The organism is Synechococcus sp. HK01-R, from assembly GCF_014217855.1.
Taxonomy (GTDB): Bacteria; Cyanobacteriota; Cyanobacteriia; order PCC-6307; family Cyanobiaceae; genus Synechococcus_C.
Genome location: NZ_CP059059.1, coordinates 197029 through 221763, shown reverse-complemented (window position 1 = coordinate 221763; position 24735 = coordinate 197029). Strand labels below are relative to the sequence as shown.

Genomic DNA, 24735 nt, shown 5'->3' with positions numbered 1-24735 from the left:
CATGACCTCCACTCCTTCCAAATCCCGTAAGTCTTCCGGCAAGGCCGCTAAAGGCAAGCAGGCAGCTCCTGCTGCTGTGACTCCCCCTTTGGCCAAGACCCCACCCCCGTTCCGCAACCGGGTGGTGGATAAGAAAGGCCTCAAGCAGCTGGTGGCCTGGGCCTACAAGACCCATGGCACCGCCGCCACCGCTGCAATGGCCGACCAGCTCAAGGATCTGGGCTTCCGCTATGCCACTCAGGCGGCCGTTTCAATCTCTGTCGACGACCTCAAAGTCCCTGAGGCCAAGCAAGATCTGCTTGGACAGGCCGAGGAGTTGATCACCGCCACCGAGGAGTCTTATCGCCTCGGGGAGATCACGGAGGTTGAGCGTCACACCAAGGTGATCGACACCTGGACGGAGACCAATGAGCGTCTAGTGGATGCGGTCAAGAAGAACTTCAACCAGAACGACCCGCTCAACTCGGTCTGGATGATGGCCAACTCAGGCGCCAGGGGAAACATGTCCCAGGTGCGTCAGCTGGTGGGCATGCGCGGCCTGATGGCTAACCCGCAGGGGGAGATCATCGACCTCCCAATCCGTACCAACTTCCGCGAGGGTCTGACGGTCACCGAATACGTGATCTCCTCCTATGGAGCCCGTAAGGGTCTGGTGGATACGGCACTTCGGACTGCTGACTCGGGCTATCTCACCCGCCGTCTGGTGGATGTGGCTCAGGACGTCATCGTGCGTGAGGACGACTGCGGCACCACGCGTTCGATCCTCGTTAAAGCGGAGGATGGTCGTTATGGCAGCCGTCTGATCGGACGTCTGACTGCCGATCAGGTGCTCGACGCTGAAGGAACGGTGCTGGCGGAACGCGACACCGAGATTGATCCGCCTCTGTCCAAAACATTTGAGAAGGCCGGTGTCGCTGCGGTCAGCGTGCGTTCACCCCTCACCTGTGAAGCCAATCGCTCCGTTTGTCGTAAGTGCTACGGCTGGGCCTTGGCCCATAACGAGCTGGTGGATCTCGGAGAAGCGGTGGGAATCATCGCGGCTCAGTCGATTGGTGAACCCGGAACCCAGCTCACGATGCGCACCTTCCACACCGGTGGTGTGTCTACAGCCGAGACCGGTGTGGTTCGTTCGAAGCTCGAGGGCACGGTTGAATTCGGTGCCAAGGCTCGGGTTCGTCCGTATCGCACCCCCCATGGTGTGAACGCCCAACAGGCAGAGGTGGACTTCACCCTCACGATTCAGCCCAGCGGCAAGGGCAAGCCCCAGAAGATCGAGATCACCAACGGTTCGCTCCTGTTCGTCGACAACGGCCAGGTCATCGCCTCTGATGTGACCGTTGCTCAGATTGCCGCTGGTGCGGTCAAGAAGAGCGTTGAGAAAGCCACCAAAGACGTGATCTGTGATCTCGCCGGTCAGGTGCGTTATGAGAAAGCAATTCAGCCCAGGGAGGTCACCGACCGTCAGGGCAATATCACCCGCAAGGCCCAGAGGTTGGGCCGCATGTGGGTGCTGGCAGGGGATGTGTACAACCTGCCCCCCAATGCACACCCTGTGGTCAAGCCTTCCGCCCCGGTCCACGAGGGCCAGGTGCTCGCTGAGGCCAGCCAGGCCAGTGAGTATGGCGGCGATGTGCGTCTGCGCGACTCCCTCGGTGATTCCCGTGAGGTTCAGATCGTCACCACGGCGATGACTCTCAAGGACTTCAAGCTTCTGGGAGAGTCCACCCATGCTGGAGAGATCTGGCATCTCGAGGCCAAGGACGGCACCCGTTATCGCCTCAACACCATTCCTGGAAGCAAGATCGGTTCCGGTGAAGTGGTGGCTGAACTCGCCGATGATCGCTTCCGTACCCAGACCGGTGGTCTGGTGCGCTTTGCTCCAGGGCTGGCAATCAAAAAAGCCCGCTCCGCGAAGAACGGATATGAGGTGAGCAAGGGCGGGACCATGCTGTGGGTCCCTCAGGAAACCCATGAGATCAACAAGGACATCTCCTTGTTGATGATTGAGGACGGCCAGTGGATTGAGGCTGGCACTGAGGTGGTGAAAGACATCTTCAGCCAGACCGCCGGCATCGTCACGGTCACTCAGAAGAACGACATCCTGCGCGAAATCATTGTGCGCAGCGGTAGCTTCCACCTCTGCTCCGACAAGAAGGCCCTTGAGCGATTCGAGGGTGATGGGGTGATGGTGAATCCCGGCGAAACGATCGCTAAGGGCATCAGCAGCGATGCCATGGTGTTTGTGCAGTCGGTGGAAACCCCGGAGGGCATGGGCCTTCTGCTCCGCCCTGTCGAGGAATACACCATTCCCAATGAGGCTCAGCTTCCTGAGCTCAGCCATGTCAAGCAGGCCAAGGGGCCCTACTTGGGGCTAAAAGCCAGCCAGCGACTTGCCTTTAAGGATGGTGAGCTGGTGAAGTCTGTGGAAGGTGTGGAGCTCCTTCGCACCCAGTTGATGCTGGAAAGTTTTGACACCACTCCGCAGATGACCGTGGACGTTGAAGCTGTGCCCGACAAGCGCGCCAAGACGATCGAACGTCTTCAGCTGGTGATTCTTGAAAGCATCCTGGTGCGTCGTGACACCATCTCCGACTCCAGCCATGGTTCGACTCACACCGAGCTGCAGGTGGAGGACGGCCAGTCGATCAAGGCCGGTGACGTGGTGGCTACGACTCAGATTCTCTGCAAGCAGCAGGGTGTGGTGCAGATGCCTGAAGAGCAGGATGGCGAACCGGTTCGTCGTCTGATCGTCGAGCGAGAGGAGGACACCACAACCCTCACGGCTAAGGGATCCGTCCTGGTCAGCTTGGGGCAGAGGGTTGTCGATGGTGACGAGATTGCTGCAGGTCAGCCGGCTGGTTGCTGCGGTGAGGTGGAGGCCGTGAATGGCAGCAGCATCACCCTCCGACTCGGCCGCCCCTACATGATCTCGCCCGATTCCCTTCTGCACGTGCGTGATGGTGACCTGGTGCAGCGGGGAGACGGTCTCGCCCTCCTGGTGTTCGAGCGGCAGAAGACCGGTGACATCGTTCAGGGTCTTCCCCGGATTGAGGAATTGCTGGAAGCCCGTCGGCCACGGGAATCGGCGATTCTCTGCAAGAAGCCTGGCACCGTTGAGATCAAGCAGGGTGAGGACGATGAATCCACCACCGTCACAGTGATTGAGGCGGATGATGCGATTTCTGAATATCCGATCCTGCTGGGCCGCAACGTGATGGTCAGCGATGGTCAACAAGTGCATGCCGGTGAGCTGCTTACCGATGGGCCGATCAACCCCCATGAGTTGCTGGAATGTTTCTTCGAGGATCTGCGCAGCCGCAAGCCGCTGATGGAGGCCGCCCAAGAGGCGATTGCCAAACTGCAGCACCGCCTCGTCAATGAGGTTCAGAACGTCTACAAATCACAGGGCGTTTCGATTGACGACAAACACATCGAGGTGATCGTCCGTCAGATGACCAGCAAGGTGCGGGTCGAAGATGCCGGGGACACCACCCTGCTTCCTGGCGAGCTGATCGAGCTGCGTCAGGTGGAAGACACGAACCAAGCCATGGCGATCACCGGTGGAGCTCCAGCGGAATTCACCCCTGTGTTGCTCGGTATCACCAAGGCTTCGCTCAACACCGACAGCTTCATTTCTGCGGCCTCCTTCCAGGAGACCACGAGGGTTCTCACGGAAGCAGCCATCGAAGGCAAGAGCGACTGGCTGCGCGGTCTCAAAGAGAACGTGATCATCGGTCGCTTGATCCCAGCAGGTACCGGTTTCAGCGGCTTCGAAGAGGAGCTGCGGGCCGAGGCTGGTCCACACCCCGACATCCTGTCCGAGGACCCTGCTGGTTACCGACGCATGCAGAATCTGAGGCCTGACTACACCGTGGAGATGCCCGCTGCCCCGGCAGCCAGCGCCTCTGCCGTGCTCGATGACCCCAGTGAGGAAGATCTGGAAGCCACCCGCAGTCGTCATGGCATCGATGCCGCAGCCAGCAACTTCGCGGCATTCGCCCGTCCTGCAGCTGACGATGAGCTGGCTGAGGAGCAGGTGGTCGATGCTGAGGCCCTCGAGGGTCTGCAGGAAGAGGGGCTGCTCAGCGATGAGTGATCCCTCTGCCCTGAAGGTCCACAGCTGTCGGATCAGCGCCATCAGACTCAATGTCGCTGCAGACCATGGTCATGCTTGAGCCCACCTTGATTCCGAAACGCCGTAAGCCCCGCTACGGCTTTCACCTCCATACGGAACGGCTCAATGGCCGTGTGGCCATGCTTGGGTTTATTGCTCTGTTGGCGGTGGAATTCAAGCTGGGCCACGGTCTACTGACTTGGTGAGCTCGACTCCGGAGCCGGTGGCCCTTCTGGGCCGCAGCGCCGCAGATCTTGAGCAGTGGGCTGTCGACCAGGGGCAGCCGGCTTTTAGGGGGCGGCAGCTCCATGACTGGCTTTACGCCAAGGGAGCCCCTGATCTGGCCTCGATCACGGTGCTCCCGAAGGCCTGGCGAATCGCTCTTGAGGAGCAAGGTGTCACCGTCGGTCGTCTCAAGGAGCAGGACCGACGGATTGCTACTGATGCCACCACCAAGTTGCTGCTGGCCACCAACGACGGTGAGTTGATTGAAACGGTTGGCATCCCCACAGACCAACGGCTGACGGTTTGTGTCTCCAGTCAGGTGGGCTGCCCCATGGCCTGTCGTTTCTGCGCCACCGGGAAGGGGGGCCTCCAACGCTCCCTCGCCACCCACGAAATCGTCGATCAGGTGCTCAGTGTTCGCGAGGTGATGGATCGCCGTCCCTCTCATGTGGTGTTCATGGGGATGGGAGAACCCTTGCTGAATATCGACGCCGTGCTGGGCGCGATTCGCTGTCTCAATGACGACCTCGGGATCGGTCAGCGCCGGATCACCGTGAGCACTGTGGGGGTGCCGCGCACCTTGCCGCAGCTGGCTGAACTGGCGATGAGTCGCCTGGGTCGGGCCCAGTTCACCCTTGCTGTGAGCCTGCATGCGCCTAATCAACGGCTGCGGGAGGAGCTGATCCCCACCGCCCATGCGTACCCCTACGACGCCCTGCTTGATGACTGTCGCCATTACCTGGCGGTCACAGGACGACGCGTCAGTTTCGAATACATCCTTCTCGGCGAGCTCAACGATGCCCCGAGTCATGCCGCAGAACTTGCTGACCGGGTTGGTGGCTTTCAGAGCCATGTGAACTTGATCGCCTACAACCCCATCGACGAAGAGGATTTTCAGCGACCATCCCCTGAGCGGATTGCTGCATTTCGGCAGGTCCTCGAACGCCGTGGTGTGGCGGTGAGCCTGCGGGCCAGTCGGGGGCTCGATCAGGATGCGGCCTGCGGACAGTTGCGGCGGAATCGCACCACTTGATCGAGACTGCCGCCATCCGGCAGGGCTCCATGGCGGGAATTGACTGGTTGATCCTTGTTCTTTATCTGGCGGGGACCCTGGTTCTCGGACTCTGGCTGGCCCGACGCAATCGTGGAGAGGACGACTACTTCGTGGCCGGTCGCAGCCTCAGTGGCTGGCTGGCTGGGGCCTCGATGGCTGCCACCACCTTCTCCATCGATACGCCCCTCTATGTGGCGGGTCTCGTGGGTACCCGTGGGCTTGCGGCCAACTGGGAGTGGTGGGGATTTGGTCTCGCCCATGTGGCAATGGCTGTGGTCTTCGCGCCGCTTTGGCGGCGCAGTGGTGTGCTGACTGACGCCGCCTTTACAGAGCTGCGCTACGGCGGGCCAGCCGCCGCCTGGTTGCGGGGGATCAAAGCCTTCCTGCTCGCGCTTCCGGTCAACTGCATCGGCATCGGGTATGCCTTCTTGGCGATGCGCAAAGTGGTGGAGGCGCTGGGGATCGTCTCGGATCAGCCGATTCCTGCCTTCGGTGGCCTCTCTGACACCGTGCTGCTGTTGGCGGTTGTGGCAGGCCTCGTGCTCACTTACACCGCCGCCGGTGGTCTCTGGGCTGTTGTGGTCACTGATTTTGTGCAGCTTCTGCTGGCCTTGCTGGGGGCCCTGGCGGTTGCCTGGGCTGCAATCCATGCCGCCGGGGGGATGGAAGCACTTCTGAGCAGCCTCGATGCCCTCGGCCGTCCGGAACTGCTGTCGCTGGTGCCTTGGCGCTGGACGGACGCAGGCCTCGACTGGATTGGCGGTGCCGGAATCAGTGTGTCCACGTTTTTGGCCTACCTCAGCGTGCAGTGGTGGAGCTTCCGACGTAGTGATGGCGGCGGTGAGTTCATCCAGCGCATGCTGGCCACGAAGGACGAACAGCAGGCGCGCCTCGCCGGTTGGGTGTTCTTGGTGGTCAACTATCTCGTTCGGAGCTGGCTTTGGGTGTTGGTGGCGCTTGCCGCGCTGGTGCTTCTGCCGGACCAAAGCGACTGGGAGCTCAGCTATCCCGCTTTGGCGGTTCAGTACTTGCCGCCGGTTGTGCTCGGCCTCGTGGTCGTGTCATTGGTGGCCGCTTTCATGAGCACGGTGAGCACTTCCGTGAACTGGGGGGCCAGTTATCTCACCCATGACCTTTACCAACGTTTTATCCGGCCGGAGGCCTCCCAGCGGGAGCTGCTGCTGATCGGGCAACTGATGAGTGTGCTGCTGGTGGTGCTTGGCGTGATCACCGCTCTCATCAGCGACAGCATCGGCACGGTGTTCCGTTTGGTGATCGCCATTGGGACCGGGCCAGGGGTCGTGCTTGTGTTGCGTTGGTTCTGGTGGCGGATCAACGCCGCCGCTGAGCTGGCTGCCATGCTCTGCGGCTTTTGTGTTGGCCTCAGCACTTCGGTGGTGCCTGTGCTGCAGATCTCGGATTACGGCTCGCGCTTGATGGTCACCACAGCCCTGACTGCCGTGGTCTGGGTGGTGGTGATGCTCAGCACCCCACCCGAATCAGCAGCAGTCCTCGAGCGCTTCGTGCAACAGGTGCAGCCCCCCGGGCCCGGTTGGCGCCGCTGGCGTCAACCGGATGCCAGCGATGGAGCCGAGTCTCTACCAGCCCTACTCCTCCGTTTTCTTTTGAGTAGTGGCGTGCTCTTCGGCGCTCTGCTCGGATCGGGCGCGTTCCTGCTGCATCAGCAGCTCAGCGGTTGGATCGGGCTGATTGTCACGGTGGTTTGCCTGACGCTGCTTCTGCGTTCGGGCCGCCGCAGGTCTCTGGCCGTCTGATCGCCACCCAGAATGGCCGAAAGCGTTTGTTCCGTGAGTTTCTTTCGCACCACCCTGCTGCCCCTGATGATCGTGGGCTTGTTCGCCTTGGCTTTGTTCGCCGTCAGTGCGCGCATCTGGCTGCCGGGTGACATGCTGGCCCCGGCTCCGGTGGGCTGAGCGTACGATCGGCGCCATGAGCGAGCGATTCACTCCAGACGGTGATGAGGGCCTGGTCAACCTGGCCATCGATCCTGATGTGCTTTCCCGTGAACTGGCTGCAGAGCTGCTCGGCGATCCTCTCGACGAGATTGATCTCGATGATCCGCAGGATGAAGCGCTCCATGCCGCCCGTGAATGTGATCAGGGGCTGGCCTGGTTGCAGCAAGGCCATGAAGAACGTCTTCAAGGCTTACGCGTGTTCTGTGAGCACCGCGACCCCCGAGCCGTCCCCCTGTTGCTGCCTCTGCTCAGCCAGGCCTGTCCAGTTGTGCGGATGAGCGCGGTCTACGCGCTTGGCCGCAACCCCTCCCCTTCCGCAGTTGAGCCGCTCCTGCAGCTGCTCCAGGTCGACAGCATTGCGTATGTCCGCAAAGCGGCAGCCTGGAGCCTGGGCAATTACCCCGATGCCCCGGTCCTTAACCCCCTGATCCGCTCGTTGCAGGTGGATGTGGCCTCCGTCCGGCTCTGGGCGACCGTGGCCTTGGCTGAAGCTGGAATGACCTCCCCTGTGAAAGCGGATCTTGCTGCAGGACAGCTCCTGATCAGCCTGCGGATCGATAGTGAGCCTGTGGTCCGGAGTAACTGCATCTGGGCGCTCGGTCGCCTTGTGGAGCAGCTCGTTGAGCCGCGTCGGGCTGATGTGATCGAAGCGTTCGTGAACGCCTTGCTCCATGATCAGGAAACTTCCGTCCGCGATGAGGCCAGGACGGCTCTGGAGCAACTCGAAAACCCCGAGATTCTGGAGCGCCTGCAGACCTTGGTGGATGAAGGTCTGCTCTGAGTCATTGGGAGCTACAGCGGCCTGTAACAGTCGCCCGTCAGTCGCCAGGCACGTTGCCTAGCATTCTTGTCTCCATGGTTGAGGCGAATGCCCCAGCGCACACTCCGTTTCCGCATTCGTCCTGACGGACGGGTTGAGGAGCGTGTTGAAGGCGTTGAAGGTGAAGCCTGCCTCGGTCTGACTGAGCGATTGGAAGCAGCTCTCGGTTCTGTCGAGCGCCGCGAAGCCACCAGTGAGGCCTATGGCACCCAGGCGGCACAGACCCAACCTCTTCCCGTTGAGCAACTCTGATGTCTCACTTCAGCACGGTTCGTACGGAGCTTCGTCAGCGCGATCCGCTGATGGCTGCGCTTCGCGATCTTGGCTACGAGCCCGAGTCGGGCTCCCGCCCTGTGCGCGGTTACCGCGGTCAGACCGTTGATGCTGATTTGGCGGTCAAGATGACCGAAGGCTCTGACTTGGGCTTTCGTTGGAATGCTTCAACCGGCAGCTACGAGCTGGTGACCGATCTCGACCTCTGGCGCCAGCCCATTCCCGTTGAGCGCTTTCTCCAGCGCCTGACCCAGCGCTATGCCCTTCACACCGTGCTCAGCGCCAGTGTTGAGGAAGGTTTTGCGCTGAGTGAGCAAACGACCACTCAGGATGGATCGATTGAGTTGGTGGTGACCCGCTGGGACGCCTGATTCCTTTCCTGTTGCGGCGTGTCATTGCCCTTTGACCCCTCTGCGGCCTATCGCGCCACCGTTGACGGTGGCGATCAGCGCAGTGGTGATGAGCCTCTTCTCGGAGGGGCGTTGCGCGAGCGTGCTGTGTGGGTGGATGAGGCCGTTTGTATCGGCTGTCGTTACTGCGCCCATGTGGCGTCGAACACTTTCTCGATCGAGCCCCGACTGGGCCGATCCCGTGCGATTCGACAGGACGGCGACAGCACGGAACGGATCCAGGAGGCGATTGAGACCTGCCCAGTGGATTGCATTCACTGGGTTGGCTTTGAGGAGCTCGATGGTCTGCGGGCCCGCCTTGAGGCAACGGAACTGCTTCCCCTAGGGCTTCCTTCTCCAGCCAGGCCCCGACGGCAGTTGCCCCGATCTTCAGGCCCATGAGCGCTGCGCTGCCGACGCGACGGTTCGGGCGGACCGAACTACCGATCCCGATTCTCTCTCTTGGAGGGATGCGTTTTCAGCAGAGCTGGACTGATCTTGAGGCTGATGCGATCACCGCTGAGTCTCAGCGACAACTCGAGGCCACCTTGGAGCGTGCCGTCGCCTGTGGCTTGCATCATGTGGAAACCGCTCGTCATTACGGCAGTTCCGAGCGCCAGCTGGGCTGGGCGCTCGACAGGGTGCCGGATCGGAGCCGCCTTCTTCAGACCAAGGTGCCGCCCCATGACGATCCAGAGGTTTTCGAAGCTGAGCTCCGACTGAGTGCGGAGCGCCTCGGAGGACGACGCATTGACCTCCTCTCCATCCATGGCATCAACCGTTCGGAACACCTCGCGCAAGCCCTGCGTCCTGGTGGCTGCCTTGAGGTTGTGCACCGTTGGCAGCGCGATGGCCGGATCGGCCATGTCGGCTTCTCCACCCATGGACCCACGCCGCTGATCGAGGAAGCGATCGCCAGTGACGCCTTTGATTACGTGAATTTGCACTGGTATTTCATTCGCCAGGACAACGAAGCGGCGATTGCAGCGGCGGCGGACCATGACATGGGGGTGTTCATCATCAGTCCCACCGACAAGGGAGGACATCTGCACACCCCTTCCGTGCCGATGCAGGAGCTCTGTGCGCCCTTGCATCCGATCGTCTTCAACGACCTCTTTTGCCTGAGGGATCCACGCGTGCACACCATCAGCGTCGGGGCCGCACGACCGGAAGACCTTGATCTACATCTCGAGGCCGTGTCGCTGCTGGACAGGGCTTCTGAACTCGTGCCCCCTGTGGAGCAGCATCTGGAGCGAGCGGCCAAGGAAGCCCTGGGTGAGCCTTGGTTGTGCAGCTGGCGCCAGGGCCTTCCCAGCTGGGAGGACACACCCGGAGAGATCAATCTGGAGGTGCTGCTCTGGCTCCATGGACTGGTGGAAGCCTGGGGCCTTGAGGGTTACGCCAGAGCCCGATACGGATTGCTCGGCAAAGCCAGCCATTGGTTTCCTGGCGCCAATGCTGACCCCCTTGACCAGCAGGTGTCGGAAGCCGAGCTGCTGAGCGTTTTGGGTGCCAGCCCCTGGGCGACGCAGATCCCCGCGATTCTTCGTTCCTTACGAGCGCGGGTGGGTGGAGCGGAGCAGCAGCGTCTATCGAGCGCCTAGTTCAGGTCGAGACCCAAGGGCAGTTTGGCCGGTATCCCGATGGCTCTTGGGTAGGTGGCAGGGCATCTGGCCTGGGGACGTAGACGCAATAGATGGCGCGGCCCTTTGTCGGCTGGCAGCTCGCAGTGCTGACGTTCCGCAAGGTTCGCCCGAAGGGGCTTGAGGGCGCCCTGAAGCTGCAGCTCATCCTCCGGCGTCCAGCGACCGCGATACAGCAGGGCCTCCCCTTCCTCTCGCAGGAGGGGAACCAGGTATTCGGCAACCACAGGAGCTGAGGCCACGGCACGGGCCATGGCTCGATCGAACTGGCCACGGCAGTGTGGATCTTGGCCGGTGCGTTCGATCCGTTCCGTGCGTACTTGGACGCGATCAGCAAGCTCGAGGCTGCGGGCCATCGCCAGCACCGCTGAGGTCTTGCGACCGACGGAATCCACGAGTGTGAGCCGGGCGCCGGGGAGGGCGATGGCGACGGCCAGTCCAGGAAACCCCCCGCCGGTGCCCACATCGATGCAGTCCAGGGGCGCATCTGGCGTCTGCAGTTCCCTTTGGAGGGGCCAGAGACTGTCAAAGACCTGAGCAATCCAAAAATCAGCTCCTTCGAGCAGTCGGGTCAGGTTCACCCTGCTGTTCCATTCCTTCAGCTCCTGCTGCAGCCGGATGAACTGCTCCAGTTGTCGGGCTGAAGGTGTCCAGCCCAGGGCCTCCCAGAGATCCTGTTCCGGTCGATCGAAACGGGACGGGTTCGGCATCGAGATCCGACCGTTGGTTCTCCCTAGGATGCCTCCTCGAGGATGACCCGGTGCGCCCGTGGCTGAGAACCGGACCCTCTACGACCTGCTGGGGGTTGATCCAGGAGTGGATGCAAGCGGTCTTCGTCAGGCTTTTCGTCGTCGAAGCAAGGCGCTGCACCCTGACACCACCCAGTTGCCTGCGGAGCAGGCCTCCCGCGAGTTTCAGCAGCTATGCGAGGCCTATGCGCAGCTGGCAGATCCCCGCCGCCGCGCCTGTTACGACGCCGGATTGCAGGAACCAGTCGCCCCTGTGCAACGCGTAACGGCATCGGCTTCAGGGGCTGGATGGGGGCGGATCGGTGAGCGACGTCCTCTCTCCGGGGGCGAGTGGTTGTCGATCGTGCTGCTGCTTGGGGCTCTGCTGCTCTGTCTCGTGCTTGGCCTTGGGATGGGATGGCGTCGGGGGGTGCAGCTGCAGGTCGCGCCCAGCTGGATGCTGCAGGAGCAGACTTGGTCTGATTCAGAGTCCTCCCGCAGTGATGTCCTCCCTGCCCCCGGGCCAGACGCCGCTCAATCAGCACTCCCTTCGCTCCCTTGAGCTCTGGCTTGAGGGGCTTGGGGCCCTACGCAGTGAGGAAGACCCCTGTCTTTGGTGTTGGACGCAGCCTGATTGGTCTGCCGAGATTCGTCTTGACCAGGAGGAGCTTTGGGTGAGCTGGCAGTCTCCGGGGCAGGACGCTCAGCGCAGGTTTTCCTACGGCTTGTCTCGTCTGGATGTCGAGGCGGCCATGAGGGCCGGTCCTTGAAGGGAGCGCCATGATGGAGATGACGTTGAGGCCTCCCACCATGGCCACAGCACAGACAACGACTAGACGATCCAATCGTTTTATCGATTCGCCTCGGTCCGACTCAGGCAGGCGTTGTGCAGTTTTCAATCGCAGTCTCGACTCCCGCGCCTGCGGAACACGGCAGATGTTCTTCGAGGGTGGATGGCCCTCGATCAAGGTGCGCCTCGAGATGGGCGGGTGGTCTCCTTGTCAGATCGATCAGATCCACGAGCAGTTGCGACAGGGGTGGCCTCTGGCTCTGGCCGTGCGTCATGTCGCTCTTCGCAACGGACTGTGTCCCTTGCGCTCTCGGCCCCTCGGTTGAGGGTGGCCTCGGGAGATCTCTGATTCCCGGCTGGATTCAGCGGCAGACTTCGCTTCGGTCTTCTGATGGCGTGGAGAGAGGGCCGCAGTTGAACCAGCGAACGATGCCGACTTCCACATCGGTGAACAGCACCAGAATGCCTCCGCAGAGCAGGATCACGGCAGCAGTGGCCCAGGTCTGGCGGCTCGTCATTGGGGGCAGTCCTGCTCATTAAGAATCCGTTCGAACTTAGGGCCCAGTCCCTGAATGCGCCATTGCTCCGCCAGGGCCTGGGCATTCAGCGGTGCTAATGGGGGTAACTGGGCCAGTACAGGCACCCCGGCTAGCTCCTCCAGGGTGCGGGGGTTATCGGGATGGATTGGGCCGTTGAGGATGAGTCCCAACACCGGAATGCTCCGTCGGTTGAGGGCCTCCAGGCTGAGCAAGGAGTGGTTGAGAGTGCCCAGGCCGCTGCGGGCCACCAGCAGCACAGGTAACTGCCAGCGTTCCAGCTGGTCGATTTGTCGCCATGTGCGTGTGAGTGGCACATGAAGACCACCGGCGGTTTCGATGACCAGCGGACATTGGTCTTGGTTCGGGGGGGACAGCCGTTCGGGATCGATCTCTTGGTTCTCCATCTCCGCGGCCCAGTGGGGAGAGACAGGGGCCTGAAAGGCGTAGGCCTCTGGCAGCCAGCGCTCCGGCGGAAGGTGCAGCAGGTTCACCAACCAGTCGCGATCACCGCCCTGCTCCAGGCCGCTTTGCACCGGTTTCCAGTAGCGGGCTTCCAGTCCCTGCACCAGCAGGGCGCTCACTACTGTCTTGCCCACGTCGGTGTCGGTGCCGCAGACCACCAGACGGGGGCCTGGGCAAGGGCGTTCAGTCATCGCCGGAGCAGCAGGATCTGGATCAACCAGGTGAGTCTGATCTGGCCATTGGAGTTGCGGTCCGGCCAGCACCGTTCGAGGCGGCGCCAGCCGCCCACCCCCAGGGGAGTGCAGGGGGAGCTGCCGGCGCCGATTTGGCGCATGGGCCGAAGCAGCGAAACGGCGCTGGAGGCCTGCTGGCTAAAGCGGTAGCACCTGTTGTGCTGAATCGCCTCGACTGGCAGGTTGGCGACCAAATCCTGCGGGTTGGGGAAGGTGTGAGCTGAGCAGCGCTCCCCACTCACTCTTGCCGCTGCGTGCCACTGGGGAAAGCTGCCCTCCACGGGCAGGGCAACCGCCAGCCAGTCGCCAGGGGCGAGGGCCCTGTACCAGTGCACCAGCTGCAGATCGGGCTGCTCAAGCCAGTGAAGACAAAAGCTGGAAGCCAACAACCGCGGTGGCTCTTGCCAAGGGGGCAGTCCGTCCTGAAGGCGCCACAGCAGGGTGGCGCTTCCGGCCGGCTGCATGGTCAGCATCGCCTGGCTCCCATCAAGTCGGGTGAGTCGCTGTCCGGGATGAAGGGCCTCCAGGGCCTCCGCAAGCAGTCCGGTGCCGGAACCCAGATCCACCCATAAGCCGCGGCGAATCGGGAGGCGCTGGCAGAGCGCCGCCAGACGCCAGGCGACAGCCCGCTGCAGCCGTGCGTGGGCGTCATAGGACGGCGCCGCCCGGCTGAATTCATGCAGCACGTCCTGCTGCCAGTGGGGCGAATCCCTCAAGATGAGGCTGCTCCATCCAGCCAGCGCTGCACCCTGCAGACCAGGTCAGGAACTGGTAAGGCATGGCCCACATCCTTCAGGGTCCAATGTTCAGGAGCGGCCTGCAGTTTCTGTTGCAGATCCAGCAGCAATTGGCGACTGGCGGCTGACGAGACGATCGCATCGGCACCAGCCTCCACGACGAGCACTCTCGCCTGGGTGGGGATGCCGTCTGGCAGGCCGATGGTCTGGCTGAGCCGTTCGAGATCGCGGCGCAACCGGTTTCGGCCTTCGGAGCTAAGACCTTTCTTTAGGGGGCCGCTGGGCAGTGCATCGGGGTTCGCTGGATCGGCAGCCCGGGCGAGAAAGGTCGTGAGCATGGCGGTTTCCCCCTCAGTCCCAATGGCTGCATGCATGCCGTTGAGGGCCGTTCGCAGGGCGCGGCCTCCGGCACCTGTTGGGATGAATCTCCCGAAGCTGGCTAGAAGCACCACATCGGTGGCTTGGCACAGCACAGTCGCTTGGACCAGATGAGGGCCGAGGGAATGGCCGATGAGGACCCGACGCTCGCTGTTGGCATGCCATTGGGGCTGCTTAAGGGGACGTCCGCCATAGCCCCGTTCTCCGCTTTGCCAGTGCCAGCCATGGCGGTCAAAGTGGCGGTGCCAGGGCTCCCAAGCGCAGCTGTCTCCACCCCAGCCGTGCATGGCGATCACCTCTTGCCTCGGCAGATCAGCCATCCGCCAGCGCCCTCAGCAGTACCTCCAATGTCTCATCGGGGAGGTCGCGGTGCAGCACAAGCCGCAGGCGGGCCGTTCCCTCGGGCACGGTGGGAGGGCGGATCGCCACGGTGAGCAGGCCTGCCTTCTCCAGTTGATGCTGCCGATCGAGTGCCGCCTGGTCGGCCCCCACGATCAGGGGCAGGATCGGCCCGCAACCGCTAGGCCGCTGCCAGCCTGCGGCCTGGAGATGGTCCCGCCAAAGGATGCTTCTCTCCACCAGTTGCTGACCCCAGTCGGGATGGTGACGGATCAGCTTGAGGGCCGCCAATGCTGCAGCGACCAGTGGAGGCGCAAGGGCAGTGGTGTAGCGGAAGGCGCCGCTGCTCTGCAGCAGGACCTCCCCCAGCTTGGTATCAGTGGCCAGGAAGGCACCGCCGCTTCCGAACGCTTTGCCAAACGTGCCGCTGATCATCGTCACGCCCTCCAGGCCGTAGGCGAGGCCGCGCCCGGCTGGACCAAGAACTCCCAGGGCATGGGCCTCATCCACCAGCAGGCGCGCCCGGTGCTGGCGGCAGAGAGCCGTCAGCTCCATCAGGGCTGGGCTGGTGCCCTCCATGCTGAACAGGCTTTCCGTGACCACCAGCAGCGGTTGGTCAGGGTTTCTGTTTCGGCAGGATTCGAGCAGCTCCTTCACTGCGTTGAGGTCGTTGTGGGCGAAGCGTTTCAACCGTGCGCCGCTGGCCTGCACCCCGACCAGCAGGGAGTGGTGGATCAGGCGATCCGCCAGCACGGTGCAGTGGCGATCCGCCAGGGCGGAAATGGCCGCAAGATTGGCCTGAAAGCCGCTGGGGAAGAGCAGCACCCGATCCCTCCCCAGCCAGTCGGCGAGCTCCGCTTCCAATGCGCCATGAACTGGCCGGCTTCCGCTCACGAGTCGGGACCCTCCGGCACCGACTCCACTGCGCTCGAGCTCCGCTTGGGCGGCAGCGATCAGAACGGGGTGTCGGTTGAGCCCTAGATAATCGTTGCTGGCTAGATCAAGGAGTGGGTCGCTCTCCGCTTGAGAGCCATGCGCTTGCAGCCTGGCGCTCCCAGGTGCGGGGACCCAGGTGCGCAGCTGACGGCGACGGGCTGGGGGCAGGCTCTCCATCTCCTTACTCTGCTGCAGTGCCAGGGCAGGACAGGATGGTGAAGTTGCCTGCCTGGTTCCTTTGATGCCACCCCGGCTGCTGGAGCGCTTCACCCTGCTTTTCCCATGCTGGACCTTGCTGGCGGCCGGTCTCGCCCTGGCGTTGCCGGGCTTGTTCGCTTGGGTTGCAGGTCCGGTGATCGTGTGGTCCCTGGCCGTGATCATGCTCGGCATGGGTCTAGGGCTGGAGCCTGCCGATTTCCGTCGGGTCCTGACTCGGCCGCGGCCAGCCCTGCTGGGTGTGCTGCTGCAGTTTGTGGTGATGCCGTCTCTGGCGGCATTGGTGGCCTGGGGCCTGCGTTTGGAACCACCGCTTGCCGTCGGCTTGATTCTGGTCGGCTGTTGCCCAGGGGGCACCGCTAGCAACGTGGTCGCTTTGATCGCTCGCGCGGATGTGGCGCTCTCGGTGGTGATGACGTCCCTCAGCACCGTTTTGGCGGTGGGTCTTACACCGCTGCTGAGCAGCATTTTGGCGGGCCGCTATGTGCCTGTGGATGGCTGGTCGCTTCTGGCCAATGTGCTCCAGGTGGTGTTGATTCCGGTGGCTGTTGGGGTGTTGCTCAAGCAGGGGCGTCCAGGATTGGCTCGGCGGATCGAGCCGCTGATGCCCCCAGTTGCTGTGTTAGCGATCGCCTTGATCGTTGCTGGAATCATCGGTGCCCAGCGGGAGGCCCTGCTCACTCAGGGCTTTCTGTTGCTGCTGGCCACCCTTCTGCTCCATGGCAGTGGTTTTCTCCTGGGTCTGGTGTTGCCGGTTCTGCTCGGGGAGTCTCGACGGGCAGCACGCACCATCAGCATCGAGGTGGGCATGCAGAACTCGGGTCTGGCGGTGGTGCTGGCTCGAAGCGGAGGATTCACCAGCCCCCTCACCGCCCTCCCAGGGGCTATCTCCGCCGTGGTTCATTCCCTGATGGGCAGTGCGCTGGCGGCCTGGTGGCGGAAGCGTCCCTAGGATCGCTTCTATGGCGGAAACCGATACCCAGGCTGCTGAGCCCGCGAGCGTGGGGTCGCCAGATCCGGCGCGGATCTTTCCCTTCCCCCTGGATGCCTTTCAGCTGGAGGCGATCGATGCCCTGAATCAGGGGCATTCGGTTGTCGTGAGTGCCCCCACCGGCTCCGGTAAGACGCTCGTCGGTGAATATGCCATCTATCGGGCGATGGCCCACGGCCAGAAGGTTTTTTACACCACGCCTCTCAAGGCGCTTTCCAACCAGAAACTGCGTGATTTCCGCAGGCAGTTTGGGGCGGAGAACGTCGGTTTGATGACCGGTGATCTCAGCGTCAACCGGGAGGCCTCCATCGTGGTGATGACCACCGAGATCTTCCGCAACATGCTCTATGCGGAAGCGGACGAGCATGACGATCCGCTTGCGGATGTTGAGGCGGTGGTGCTCGATGAATGCCACTACATGAACGATTCCCAGCGGGGCACGGTCTGGGAGGAGTCGATCATTCACTGCCCGCCAGCGGTCCAGTTGGTGGCCCTGTCGGCCACGGTGGCCAATGCCGGTCAGCTGACCGATTGGATTGAGCGGGTGCATGGACCCACCCGTCTGGTGCTGAGTGATTTCAGGCCGGTGCCGCTTCAGTTCAGTTTCTGCAGTGCCAAGGGACTGCATCCCTTGCTGAATGAGGAAGGGACCGGACTGCATCCCAATTGCAAGGTTTGGCGCGCTCCGAAGGGCAGCAAACGCAAAGGACGCTCCCCGAAACCTCCCCAGCCGGAGCCACCACCGATCAGCTTCGTCGTGGCCCAGATGGCGGAGCGCGACATGCTTCCCGCGATTTACTTCATCTTCAGCCGCAGGGGGTGCGATAAGGCGGTGCGCGATCTGGGGGTGCAATGTCTGGTGAGCGATGCCGAGCAGGCTCGAATCCGATCTCGTCTCAAGGCCTATGCCAGCGCCAATCCGGAGGCGGTCCGTGATGGCTTGCATGCCGATGCCCTGCTTCGTGGCATCGCGGCCCACCATGCCGGCGTGCTTCCCGCCTGGAAGGAGCTGATCGAGGAGCTGTTCCAGGAGGGGTTGGTGAAGGTGGTCTTCGCCACGGAAACCCTGGCGGCGGGGATCAACATGCCGGCGCGCAGCACGGTGATTGCAGCCCTGTCGAAACGCACTGAACGGGGCCACCGGCCGCTGATGGCCAGTGAATTTCTGCAAATGGCCGGCCGGGCCGGCCGGCGTGGCCTTGACTCCCAGGGGTATGTGGTGACGGTGCAGAGCCGGTTCGAGGGGGTGCGCGAGGCAGGACAACTGGCCACCAGTCCAGCCGATCCGCTGGTGAGTCAGTTCAACCCCAGCTATGGGATGGTGCTCAATCTCTTGCAACGCCATGATCTCGCCAAGGCGAGGGAGCTCGTGGAGCGCAGCTTCGGGCGCTATCTGGCGAGCCTGGATTTGGTGGAGGAGGAGGAGATCCTCACCCAGCTCAGGCTTCAGCTGGGTCAGTTGCAGGGCACAGCTGGGGATGTGCCTTGGGAAGACTTCGAGGATTACGAGAAGCGTCGGGCCCGATTGCGGGAGGAGCGGCGTCTGTTGAGGATCCTGCAGCAGCAGGCGGAGGAGACCCTGGCCCATGAGCTGACGTTGGCTTTGCAGTTCGCCAGTGTCGGCACCCTGGTGAGTCTTAAGGCCCCGCAGTTGCGGGGCGCGGTGACGCCAGCGGTGATCGTCGATAAGCAGGACGGTCCTGGTCAGTTCCCCCTGCTGCTTTGCCTCACCCACGACAATGTCTGGCTGCTGCTGCCTTGCCAGGCTGTGGTGAGCTTGCATGCGGAGCTGAGCTGCCTGCAGGTGCATGGGGTTGAGGCCCCTGAACTGCGTCGATCGGGTGAGCTCCGCCATGGGGATCAACGCAGTGGCGGTCTGGCACTCGCCGTGGGCCATATCGCCCAACGCCATGACATGACCACTCCTCAGTACGACCTGGCCGGAGAGGTTCTCTCCCAGGCCCGTCTTGTGCAGGAGCTGGAGGCCGACCTCGAGGCTCACCCGGCGCACCGCTGGGGGGATCGCCGCCAGCTCAAGAAGCATCGGCGCCGCATGGAGGAGCTGGAGTTGGAGATCAGCGAGCGTCAGCAGCTGCTTCATCACCGCGCCAACCGCCACTGGGAAACCTTCCTGGCCTTGATCGAAATCCTGCAGCACTTCGGCTGCCTCGATGATCTGGAACCCACCGAGATAGGCCGCACCGTGGCGGCTCTGCGGGGAGATAACGAACTGTGGTTGGGCCTGGCTCTGATGAGTGGCCATCTCGATGATCTGCCGCCAGCGGAACTTGCGGCTGTGTTTGAGGCGATCAGTACGGAGGTCAATCGCCCTGATTTATGGAGCGGATTCCCACCGCCGCCTCGGGCAGAGGAGGCACTCCACGATCTGATGGGAATCCGTCGCGAGTTGCTTCGGGCCCAGGAGCGCGCCCAGGTGGTGGTGCCTGCTTGGTGGGAGCCGGAGCTGATGGGGCTGGTGGAGGCCTGGGCGCGCGGCACGGCCTGGAACGATCTGATCGCCAATACCTCCCTGGACGAGGGTGATGTGGTGCGGATCATGCGGCGCACCGTGGATTTGCTGGCGCAGGTGCCCTACTGCGAGGCGATCAGCGAGCAGCTGCGTAGCCACGCTCGCCAGGCGCTCAAAGCGATCAACCGCTTCCCGGTGGCCGAAGCTGATGATCTGCTGAAGGCCGCGGCGGCGGAATCCGGAGGATTGAACCCAGCCACGGAACGGGCTGCCTGACGGGCCGCTTCAGGGGTTATCCGTGCGGCACGGTCATCGCGGCCGGATCCACGATCCGGTCAAAATCATCAGCGCTGACGTAGCCCAGCTCCAGGGCGGCATCGCGAAGGCTCGTTCCCTGCTCATGGGCATATTTGGCGATGGCACTGGCTTTGTCGTAACCGATTACCGGTGCCAGGGGCGTCACGAGCATCAGGGATTGCTCGACGTCGCGTTGAATGCGGCTGAGGTTCGGTTCCATCCCTTCCACCATCGCCACCCGGAAGCAGCGGCAGGCATCCGTGAGCAGGGTGATCGCCTGGAGCAGATTGAAGCCGATCAGCGGTTTGTAGACGTTCATCTGCAGGTGGCCACCGGCTCCCGCCATGGCCACAGCGGCATCGAGACCGATCACCTGGGTGCACACCATCGCCATTGCCTCGCACTGGGTGGGATTCACCTTGCCGGGCATGATCGAGCTGCCGGGTTCGTTTTCCGGCAGATGGAGTTCGGCCAGGCCGGCGCGGGGGCCGCAAGCCAGCAAGCGGATGTCGTTGGCGATCTTCAGCAGTGTCACCGCCAGCAGCCGCAGCTGACCCATGGCATGCACCAGGCCGTCATGGCTGGCCATCACGGCAAATTTGTTTGGCGCTGAGCGGAAGGGCAGGCCGGTGAGGCGTGCAAGCTCGGCGGCGGCCTGCTCTGCAAAGCCATCGGGTGCGTTCAGGCCTGTGCCCACGGCCGTGCCGCCAAGGGGGAGAGGCAGCACTTCGGCGAGGCAGGCATCGATCCGCTCGGTCGCTGTGCCGATCTGGTCGCGCCAGGCGGACACTTCCTGGCCCAGGGTGAGCGGTACCGCGTCCTGCAGGTGGGTGCGGCCGATTTTCACAATCCCGTTCCAGGCGTCGGCTTTCTTGGCCAAGGCCTCGTGCAGTCGTTGCAGTTCAGGCACTAAGCGACGGCTGATCCCTTCGGCGGTTGCAACGTGGATGGCGGCCGGGAAGGCGTCATTGGTCGATTGCGAACGATTGACGTGATCATTCGGATGCACCGGCCTGTGGCTCCCCATGGGCTCGCCAGCGGATAGGGCCGCGAGATTGCTGATCACCTCATTGAGGTTCATGTTGGTCTGGGTGCCGCTGCCGGTCTGCCAGACCCGTAAGGGGAAGTGGGCATCGTGCTGGCCTTCGGCGACCGCCGCCGCCGCCTCCACAATCAGAGCGCAACGCTCCTGATCGAGAACGCCCAGGCGGGTGTTCACCACGGCGGCCACCTGTTTGATCCGTGCCAGGGCGTGGATCAGTTCCAGGGGAACAGTGTCTTGGCTGATGGCGAAATTCTGGAGCGAGCGCTGGGTCTGGGCTCCCCAAAGAGCCTCGGTGGGAACCGCAATCGGCCCCATGCTGTCGGTCTCGATCCTGGTGGTGTTCGTCATCGTTTTGGATTGGGCCTGAGCACCATGGCGATGATCAGCAGCAAGCCACTGACGCTCACCACCACATAGATCCAGTCTGCGTAGGGGGTCCAGAACATGCAGCGTTCAGGGCGTCAGAGTCCCAGTCGCTCCCAGATCACGCCGAGATTGGACTGGTGTAGATCTGTGCTGAAGCAGTTAGCTAGCTGCTCGGCGCTGAGTTTGTCAGTGACTTCAGGATCTGCCGCCAGGTTGGCCCGGAAGTCGCCGCCGTTGCTGTTCCAGGCGGTGTGGGCGTTGCGCTGAACCACCCGATAGGCATCCTCTCGGCTCATCCCGGCATCCACCAAGCCAAGAAGCACGCGTTGGCTGAAGACCACGCCGCCATACACGTTCATGTTGCGACGCATGTTGTCGGGATAGACCCCCAGACCGGCGACAACGGCCGTCATCTCCCGCAGCATGAAGTGCAGTGTCACCGAGCAGTCGGGAAGCATCATCCGCTCGGTGGAACTGTGGCTGATGTCGCGTTCATGCCAGAGGGCGACGTTCTCGAGAGCGGCTACTACGTAGCTCCGCAGCACCCGCGCGAGGCCGCTGATGCGTTCGCTGCGGATTGGATTGCGCTTGTGGGGCATGGCGGAACTGCCCTTCTGCCCTTTGGCAAAGCTCTCTTCCACTTCAAGAACGTCAGTCCGTTGCAAGTTGCGGATCTCGGTCGCGAATCGGTCGAGCGAGGCGCCGACGAGGGCCAAAGTTTGGATGTAATCGGCGTGACGATCACGGGAGATCACCTGGGTGCTGGCGGTGTCTGGAGTGAGGCCGAGGCGCTCGCAGGTGAGGCGTTCAACTTCAGGATCCGTGTTGGCGTAGGTGCCCATGGCGCCGCTGATCTGGCCTACGGCCACATCCTTTTCCAGCCGCTCGAGGCGATCGGCATTGCGACGGGTCTCCGCGAGCCAGCCGGCCAGCTTGAATCCGAAGGTGATCGGTTCCCCATGAATCGCGTGGGAGCGGCCGATCATCACCGTGGACTTGTGCTCAGAGGCCAACTTGGCGATGGCTGCATCCAGGGCGGCTAGCTCCTGACGCAGCAGAGCCACCGATGCTTTCAGTTGCAGAGCCAAGCCAGTGTCCAGCACATCGCTGCTGGTCATGCCCACGTGGATGTAGCGACCCGCATCGCCGACGTGTTCATTCACATTCGTGAGGAAAGCGATCACGTCGTGACGCACTTCGGCCTCGATCTCCAGGATTCGCTCCGGCTCGAAGGCCGATTTCGTGCGAATGTCCTGCATGGCGTCTTCTGGCACACGGCCAAGGCTGCAGTTGGCTTCGCAGGCGGCGACCTCTACATCGAGCCAGCTCTGATATTTCGCCCGGTCAGTCCAGAGCGCGCCCATCTCAGGCAGGGTGTATCTCTCGATCAAGGCCAGCGCGTGGCAACGACCTCACCAATGTATGGCCTGGGCTGGGTTGCTCAGGAGGAGCACGTCTCTTAGGCCGACGTCAGGCGTTGATGCTCCACTTCCCACTGCACGTGTTGCCCCCAGGCCTGCTGGCGCACCCAGCAACGCCCTCCACGGCATTCGATCACCTGAAAGGGAGGCAGATCGCTCGGGTGATTGTCGATGGTCACGAAAGTGCCGGGGGGGAGCAGTTCAAGGACGCGGTTTGGCTCGACGCTTGGCAGGCCCCGCAGATGTGGGCGAGGGGATGTCCTGATGCGCTTCTTGGAGCGGGGGGGCTGATGGGCTGACACGTCCTTGCGGGCGGCTTGGAACGATCTTCCTGGTGGTCACCGCCGCTCCGGGAGGAACCCTGGTTTTTGTTCCGTTTTCTCCTCTGCTTTTATGACGAAATGGCCCGTAAACAACGACTGGATCTGCATCTGCTGACCCTTGGCCTGGTGCCTTCGCGTCAGCAGGCCCAGCAGCTCATCCGTGCAGGTCGGGTGCGGGATGTCCATGGACAACTCCTGGACAAACCTGGTGTCGAGGTCGCCCCTGATCTTGAGGTGATCGTCGAACAGCCCCCTCGCTTCGTCTCCAGGGGTGGCGACAAGTTGCTTGCGGCTCTGGAAGCTTTCCCTTTGCAATTGGATGGACGCATCTGCCTGGATGGCGGGATCTCCACGGGTGGTTTCACCGACTGCCTCCTGCAGCACGGGGCCGCCAAGGTGTACGGCATTGATGTGGGCTACGGGCAGACGGCCTGGAGCTTGCGAACGGATGAGCGGGTGGTGCTGAGGGAACGAACAAACCTGCGTCGTCTCACGCCAGACGAGCTCTTCGATGTGGATGACCCCAGGCCCACATTGGCGGTCGCCGATGTGTCGTTCATCTCTCTGGGCCTAGTGCTTCCAGCACTACGGGGCCTGCTGGATCCGACGAAAGCGGAGGCGGTGTTGTTGGTGAAGCCTCAGTTTGAGGTGGGTCGGGAACGGGTCGGTAAAGGAGGTGTGGTGCGGGACCCTGATGCCCATCGGGATGCCCTGATTGGGGTGATCGATGCAGCATCACCACTGGGTTGGAACCCCCATGGTCTCGTGGCATCACCGATCACCGGTCCGGCTGGAAACCACGAATATTTGCTTTGGCTCGCCCAGGGAGCCCCAGTGCAGATGCCTACAGCTGAAAGCTTGCAGGCGCTGGCAAGGGCAACCCTGGGGCTCTAGAAGACTGCTTCAGAGTGCCGAGCCGTCGCGGTCCCCGGTGCGGATGCGCACCACTGTGTCGACAGGTGAAATGAAAATCTTGCCATCGCCGATTTCGCCGGTTTTCGCGGCATCGGCGATGGCGGTGACGACCGTGTCGACGCGGGCGTCATCGACAACGACCTCGATCTTCAGCTTCTGGAGGAATTCCACCGTGAACTCAGATCCCCGATAGCGCTCCACTTGGCCTTTCTGGCGACCGAAACCACGCACTTCACTCACAGTCATGCCAACGATGCCGGCATTGACAAGGGCCAATTTCACGTCTTCCAGCTTGAAGGGGCGGATGATCGCCTCGACTTTTTTCATGACCTGGGGCGGTGGGTGTTGAGTAAGGAAAGTGTGTCAGATCTGGCCGGATGGCGACAGGGCTGGCAGGTACGTCAGTTGCAGACCTGCCGCACTTGCATCGGCGCTTAGGGCGTCGGCATCGGCGGGGGGAAGGGTCACCAAGCCATCGGCCAGTAGCGACCAGTGTTCGCTCTCGAAATGCGTCTGCAACCAGAGCATGCCGTGGATACTGCCCGGTCGGAGCCGGATGGAGCTTTCGGAGCTGTACAGGCAGAGATCCATGAAAAAGCCTGAGCGACCACTCCATTACGGCGTGGCGCCCAGGCAACAGTTGTGCCTTTTGCGACCGAATCAGCGGTTGGCCTGCTGGCTGGCTTCCGCTTGCCTGTGCTGATAGGTGTTGCCGCGGTAGTGCAGCTCGACACTGGCGTCGGCATCGGCGGACTCATGGCGGAGCGGAGCCTCGTAATGCTGACCGCGGTAGGTGTGATCGACCTTGGTTTGGCTTGGCTGCTCGTGTTGGTTGGCGTCATAAGCGACGCCTCGATAAGTGCGTTGTTTGACAGACATGGTTGGAACCTCGAAGGGATGGGAGTTCACCCGAGCGAATCGGGGACCGCTTCGATGGAAGGAGCGTTGCTTCGCCTTGCGGAGGGCTACTTCCGGCTGGTCGACCGGCGCCGAAGCGCCGACCAAGCTCAACGTTTTGTCCTTCAAGAATGTTGTATCTCAAAACTGCTGTTCAT

General features: G+C 62.6%; 28 protein-coding genes and 1 riboswitch. Of the genes, 15 read left to right on the top strand and 13 right to left on the bottom strand.

What is annotated here, in order from left to right:
* Position 1: 1 nt before the first annotated feature.
* From H0O21_RS01245 to H0O21_RS01205, 10 genes are all read left to right on the top strand, one after another.
* On the top strand, positions 2 to 4096 hold the full coding sequence (locus H0O21_RS01245) for a DNA-directed RNA polymerase subunit beta' (RefSeq protein ID WP_185190120.1): 4095 nt from the start codon (positions 2 to 4) through the stop codon (positions 4094 to 4096).
* Positions 4097 to 4167: 71 nt separating this feature from the next.
* Positions 4168 to 4320 carry a high light inducible protein gene (locus tag H0O21_RS01240; RefSeq protein ID WP_131456776.1) on the top strand — a complete coding sequence of 51 codons (153 nt, stop codon included), beginning with the start codon at positions 4168 to 4170 and terminating at the stop codon, positions 4318 to 4320.
* Entirely contained in the window at positions 4317 to 5372 is a 1056-nt protein-coding gene (gene rlmN, locus H0O21_RS01235; RefSeq protein ID WP_255441067.1) for a 23S rRNA (adenine(2503)-C(2))-methyltransferase RlmN, read from the top strand. Before H0O21_RS01240 ends, rlmN begins: the two co-directional genes overlap by 4 nt.
* A gap of 29 nt (positions 5373 to 5401) precedes the next feature.
* The gene (locus H0O21_RS01230) at positions 5402 to 7168 is read left to right on the top strand and encodes a sodium:solute symporter family protein (RefSeq protein WP_185190803.1); all 1767 of its coding nucleotides are present in this window, start codon (positions 5402 to 5404) and stop codon (positions 7166 to 7168) included.
* A gap of 33 nt (positions 7169 to 7201) precedes the next feature.
* Positions 7202 to 7327: a hypothetical protein gene (locus tag H0O21_RS13280; protein WP_255417779.1), complete on the top strand. Its 126-nt coding sequence runs from the start codon at positions 7202 to 7204 to the stop codon at positions 7325 to 7327.
* Between the two features lie 16 nt (positions 7328 to 7343).
* Entirely contained in the window at positions 7344 to 8150 is an 807-nt protein-coding gene (locus H0O21_RS01225) for a HEAT repeat domain-containing protein (RefSeq protein ID WP_185190119.1), read from the top strand.
* A gap of 87 nt (positions 8151 to 8237) precedes the next feature.
* Entirely contained in the window at positions 8238 to 8441 is a 204-nt protein-coding gene (locus tag H0O21_RS01220; protein WP_131456782.1) for a DUF2997 domain-containing protein, read from the top strand.
* Positions 8441 to 8833: a DUF1257 domain-containing protein gene (locus H0O21_RS01215; RefSeq protein ID WP_131456784.1), complete on the top strand. Its 393-nt coding sequence runs from the start codon at positions 8441 to 8443 to the stop codon at positions 8831 to 8833. Before H0O21_RS01220 ends, H0O21_RS01215 begins: the two co-directional genes overlap by 1 nt.
* 18 nt (positions 8834 to 8851) lie before the next feature.
* Complete coding sequence (locus H0O21_RS01210; RefSeq protein ID WP_131456786.1) at positions 8852 to 9253, top strand: ferredoxin; 402 nt, start codon at positions 8852 to 8854, stop codon at positions 9251 to 9253.
* The gene (locus H0O21_RS01205; protein WP_185190118.1) at positions 9250 to 10455 is read left to right on the top strand and encodes an aldo/keto reductase; all 1206 of its coding nucleotides are present in this window, start codon (positions 9250 to 9252) and stop codon (positions 10453 to 10455) included. The genes H0O21_RS01210 and H0O21_RS01205 overlap by 4 nt, the downstream gene beginning before the upstream one ends.
* Here the strand turns inward: H0O21_RS01205 and rsmG are convergent.
* Positions 10452 to 11204: a 16S rRNA (guanine(527)-N(7))-methyltransferase RsmG gene (rsmG, locus tag H0O21_RS01200; protein ID WP_185190117.1), complete on the bottom strand. Its 753-nt coding sequence runs from the start codon at positions 11202 to 11204 to the stop codon at positions 10452 to 10454. The two genes, H0O21_RS01205 and rsmG, sit on opposite strands and share 4 nt — an antisense overlap.
* Positions 11205 to 11262: 58 nt before the next feature.
* Between rsmG and H0O21_RS01195 the strand changes: the two genes are divergently transcribed.
* A complete protein-coding gene (locus H0O21_RS01195) occupies positions 11263 to 11784 on the top strand; it encodes a J domain-containing protein (RefSeq protein ID WP_185190116.1) in 522 nt (173 codons plus the stop codon).
* Positions 11726 to 11992, top strand: a complete 267-nt coding sequence (locus H0O21_RS01190) for a DUF3143 domain-containing protein (RefSeq protein WP_131595111.1) — start codon at positions 11726 to 11728, stop codon at positions 11990 to 11992. The genes H0O21_RS01195 and H0O21_RS01190 overlap by 59 nt, the downstream gene beginning before the upstream one ends.
* 382 nt (positions 11993 to 12374) lie before the next feature.
* On the opposite strand, the gene H0O21_RS01185 is transcribed toward H0O21_RS01190, so the two are convergent.
* From H0O21_RS01185 to H0O21_RS01165, 5 genes are read right to left on the bottom strand one after another with little or no spacing between them, the layout of a single operon-like run.
* Positions 12375 to 12530, bottom strand: coding sequence for a hypothetical protein (locus tag H0O21_RS01185; RefSeq protein ID WP_164498758.1), 156 nt, complete (start codon positions 12528 to 12530; stop codon positions 12375 to 12377).
* The gene (gene bioD, locus H0O21_RS01180; RefSeq protein ID WP_185190115.1) at positions 12527 to 13204 is read right to left on the bottom strand and encodes a dethiobiotin synthase; all 678 of its coding nucleotides are present in this window, start codon (positions 13202 to 13204) and stop codon (positions 12527 to 12529) included. Before bioD ends, H0O21_RS01185 begins: the two co-directional genes overlap by 4 nt.
* Positions 13201 to 13962, bottom strand: a complete 762-nt coding sequence (locus H0O21_RS01175) for a methyltransferase domain-containing protein (RefSeq protein WP_185190114.1) — start codon at positions 13960 to 13962, stop codon at positions 13201 to 13203. Before H0O21_RS01175 ends, bioD begins: the two co-directional genes overlap by 4 nt.
* Positions 13959 to 14681, bottom strand: a complete 723-nt coding sequence (locus H0O21_RS01170; protein WP_185190113.1) for an alpha/beta hydrolase — start codon at positions 14679 to 14681, stop codon at positions 13959 to 13961. Before H0O21_RS01170 ends, H0O21_RS01175 begins: the two co-directional genes overlap by 4 nt.
* On the bottom strand, positions 14674 to 15813 hold the full coding sequence (locus H0O21_RS01165; protein ID WP_185190112.1) for an 8-amino-7-oxononanoate synthase: 1140 nt from the start codon (positions 15811 to 15813) through the stop codon (positions 14674 to 14676). Before H0O21_RS01165 ends, H0O21_RS01170 begins: the two co-directional genes overlap by 8 nt.
* A gap of 64 nt (positions 15814 to 15877) precedes the next feature.
* Here H0O21_RS01165 and H0O21_RS01160 point away from each other — a divergent pair, with 64 nt between their 5' ends.
* Both H0O21_RS01160 and H0O21_RS01155 read left to right on the top strand, forming a co-directional pair.
* Positions 15878 to 16804: a bile acid:sodium symporter family protein gene (locus tag H0O21_RS01160; RefSeq protein WP_131595120.1), complete on the top strand. Its 927-nt coding sequence runs from the start codon at positions 15878 to 15880 to the stop codon at positions 16802 to 16804.
* Between the two features lie 10 nt (positions 16805 to 16814).
* Positions 16815 to 19589 carry an RNA helicase gene (locus H0O21_RS01155; protein WP_185190111.1) on the top strand — a complete coding sequence of 925 codons (2775 nt, stop codon included), beginning with the start codon at positions 16815 to 16817 and terminating at the stop codon, positions 19587 to 19589.
* A 16-nt stretch (positions 19590 to 19605) separates the two neighbouring features.
* Here the strand turns inward: H0O21_RS01155 and fumC are convergent, their stop codons facing one another.
* From fumC to H0O21_RS01135, 4 genes are all read right to left on the bottom strand, one after another.
* Positions 19606 to 21003: a class II fumarate hydratase gene (gene fumC, locus H0O21_RS01150; RefSeq protein ID WP_185190110.1), complete on the bottom strand. Its 1398-nt coding sequence runs from the start codon at positions 21001 to 21003 to the stop codon at positions 19606 to 19608.
* Positions 21000 to 21101, bottom strand: a complete 102-nt coding sequence (locus H0O21_RS01145; RefSeq protein ID WP_131456811.1) for an adenylosuccinate lyase — start codon at positions 21099 to 21101, stop codon at positions 21000 to 21002. Before H0O21_RS01145 ends, fumC begins: the two co-directional genes overlap by 4 nt.
* A 15-nt stretch (positions 21102 to 21116) precedes the next feature.
* Positions 21117 to 22412 carry an adenylosuccinate lyase gene (gene purB / locus H0O21_RS01140; protein ID WP_185190109.1) on the bottom strand — a complete coding sequence of 432 codons (1296 nt, stop codon included), beginning with the start codon at positions 22410 to 22412 and terminating at the stop codon, positions 21117 to 21119.
* Between the two features lie 68 nt (positions 22413 to 22480).
* Positions 22481 to 22621 carry a hypothetical protein gene (locus H0O21_RS01135; RefSeq protein ID WP_236629683.1) on the bottom strand — a complete coding sequence of 47 codons (141 nt, stop codon included), beginning with the start codon at positions 22619 to 22621 and terminating at the stop codon, positions 22481 to 22483.
* 222 nt (positions 22622 to 22843) lie between these two features.
* On the opposite strand from H0O21_RS01135, the gene H0O21_RS01130 reads away from it, so the two are divergent.
* Entirely contained in the window at positions 22844 to 23659 is an 816-nt protein-coding gene (locus H0O21_RS01130) for a TlyA family RNA methyltransferase (RefSeq protein ID WP_185190802.1), read from the top strand.
* Positions 23660 to 23668: 9 nt separating this feature from the next.
* Here the strand turns inward: H0O21_RS01130 and H0O21_RS01125 are convergent, their stop codons facing one another.
* The 3 genes from H0O21_RS01125 to H0O21_RS01115 form a co-directional block, all read right to left on the bottom strand.
* Positions 23669 to 24007: a P-II family nitrogen regulator gene (locus H0O21_RS01125; RefSeq protein WP_131456815.1), complete on the bottom strand. Its 339-nt coding sequence runs from the start codon at positions 24005 to 24007 to the stop codon at positions 23669 to 23671.
* A 36-nt stretch (positions 24008 to 24043) separates the two neighbouring features.
* The gene (locus tag H0O21_RS01120) at positions 24044 to 24271 is read right to left on the bottom strand and encodes a hypothetical protein (RefSeq protein ID WP_131595127.1); all 228 of its coding nucleotides are present in this window, start codon (positions 24269 to 24271) and stop codon (positions 24044 to 24046) included.
* Positions 24272 to 24340: 69 nt separating this feature from the next.
* Positions 24341 to 24559 (bottom strand): DUF4278 domain-containing protein, encoded by a 219-nt coding sequence (locus H0O21_RS01115; RefSeq protein WP_131456819.1) that lies wholly within the window; start codon positions 24557 to 24559, stop codon positions 24341 to 24343.
* Positions 24560 to 24619: 60 nt separating this feature from the next.
* Positions 24620 to 24695: riboswitch (Glutamine riboswitch) on the bottom strand.
* Between the last annotated feature and the right edge of the window lie 40 nt (positions 24696 to 24735).

What these genes read in the sequence shown, in the direction of transcription:
- H0O21_RS01120 (WP_131595127.1), bottom strand. Translation starts at nt 24,271, where the DNA reads ATGGATCTCTGCCTGTACAGCTCCGAAAGCTCCATCCGGCTCCGACCG.
- H0O21_RS01245 (WP_185190120.1), top strand. Translation starts at nt 2, where the DNA reads ATGACCTCCACTCCTTCCAAATCCCGTAAGTCTTCCGGCAAGGCCGCT.
- H0O21_RS01215 (WP_131456784.1), top strand. Translation starts at nt 8,441, where the DNA reads ATGTCTCACTTCAGCACGGTTCGTACGGAGCTTCGTCAGCGCGATCCG.
- H0O21_RS01220 (WP_131456782.1), top strand. Translation starts at nt 8,238, where the DNA reads ATGCCCCAGCGCACACTCCGTTTCCGCATTCGTCCTGACGGACGGGTT.
- H0O21_RS01205 (WP_185190118.1), top strand. Translation starts at nt 9,250, where the DNA reads ATGAGCGCTGCGCTGCCGACGCGACGGTTCGGGCGGACCGAACTACCG.
- H0O21_RS01115 (WP_131456819.1), bottom strand. Translation starts at nt 24,559, where the DNA reads ATGTCTGTCAAACAACGCACTTATCGAGGCGTCGCTTATGACGCCAAC.
- H0O21_RS01145 (WP_131456811.1), bottom strand. Translation starts at nt 21,101, where the DNA reads ATGTTCTGGACCCCCTACGCAGACTGGATCTATGTGGTGGTGAGCGTC.
- bioD (WP_185190115.1), bottom strand. Translation starts at nt 13,204, where the DNA reads ATGACTGAACGCCCTTGCCCAGGCCCCCGTCTGGTGGTCTGCGGCACC.
- H0O21_RS01185 (WP_164498758.1), bottom strand. Translation starts at nt 12,530, where the DNA reads ATGACGAGCCGCCAGACCTGGGCCACTGCTGCCGTGATCCTGCTCTGC.
- H0O21_RS01240 (WP_131456776.1), top strand. Translation starts at nt 4,168, where the DNA reads ATGCTTGAGCCCACCTTGATTCCGAAACGCCGTAAGCCCCGCTACGGC.
- H0O21_RS01170 (WP_185190113.1), bottom strand. Translation starts at nt 14,681, where the DNA reads ATGGCTGATCTGCCGAGGCAAGAGGTGATCGCCATGCACGGCTGGGGT.
- rsmG (WP_185190117.1), bottom strand. Translation starts at nt 11,204, where the DNA reads ATGCCGAACCCGTCCCGTTTCGATCGACCGGAACAGGATCTCTGGGAG.
- H0O21_RS01190 (WP_131595111.1), top strand. Translation starts at nt 11,726, where the DNA reads ATGTCCTCCCTGCCCCCGGGCCAGACGCCGCTCAATCAGCACTCCCTT.
- H0O21_RS01225 (WP_185190119.1), top strand. Translation starts at nt 7,344, where the DNA reads ATGAGCGAGCGATTCACTCCAGACGGTGATGAGGGCCTGGTCAACCTG.
- H0O21_RS01165 (WP_185190112.1), bottom strand. Translation starts at nt 15,813, where the DNA reads ATGGAGAGCCTGCCCCCAGCCCGTCGCCGTCAGCTGCGCACCTGGGTC.
- fumC (WP_185190110.1), bottom strand. Translation starts at nt 21,003, where the DNA reads ATGACGAACACCACCAGGATCGAGACCGACAGCATGGGGCCGATTGCG.
- H0O21_RS01230 (WP_185190803.1), top strand. Translation starts at nt 5,402, where the DNA reads ATGGCGGGAATTGACTGGTTGATCCTTGTTCTTTATCTGGCGGGGACC.
- H0O21_RS01160 (WP_131595120.1), top strand. Translation starts at nt 15,878, where the DNA reads ATGCCACCCCGGCTGCTGGAGCGCTTCACCCTGCTTTTCCCATGCTGG.
- H0O21_RS01130 (WP_185190802.1), top strand. Translation starts at nt 22,844, where the DNA reads ATGGCCCGTAAACAACGACTGGATCTGCATCTGCTGACCCTTGGCCTG.
- H0O21_RS01125 (WP_131456815.1), bottom strand. Translation starts at nt 24,007, where the DNA reads ATGAAAAAAGTCGAGGCGATCATCCGCCCCTTCAAGCTGGAAGACGTG.
- H0O21_RS01155 (WP_185190111.1), top strand. Translation starts at nt 16,815, where the DNA reads ATGGCGGAAACCGATACCCAGGCTGCTGAGCCCGCGAGCGTGGGGTCG.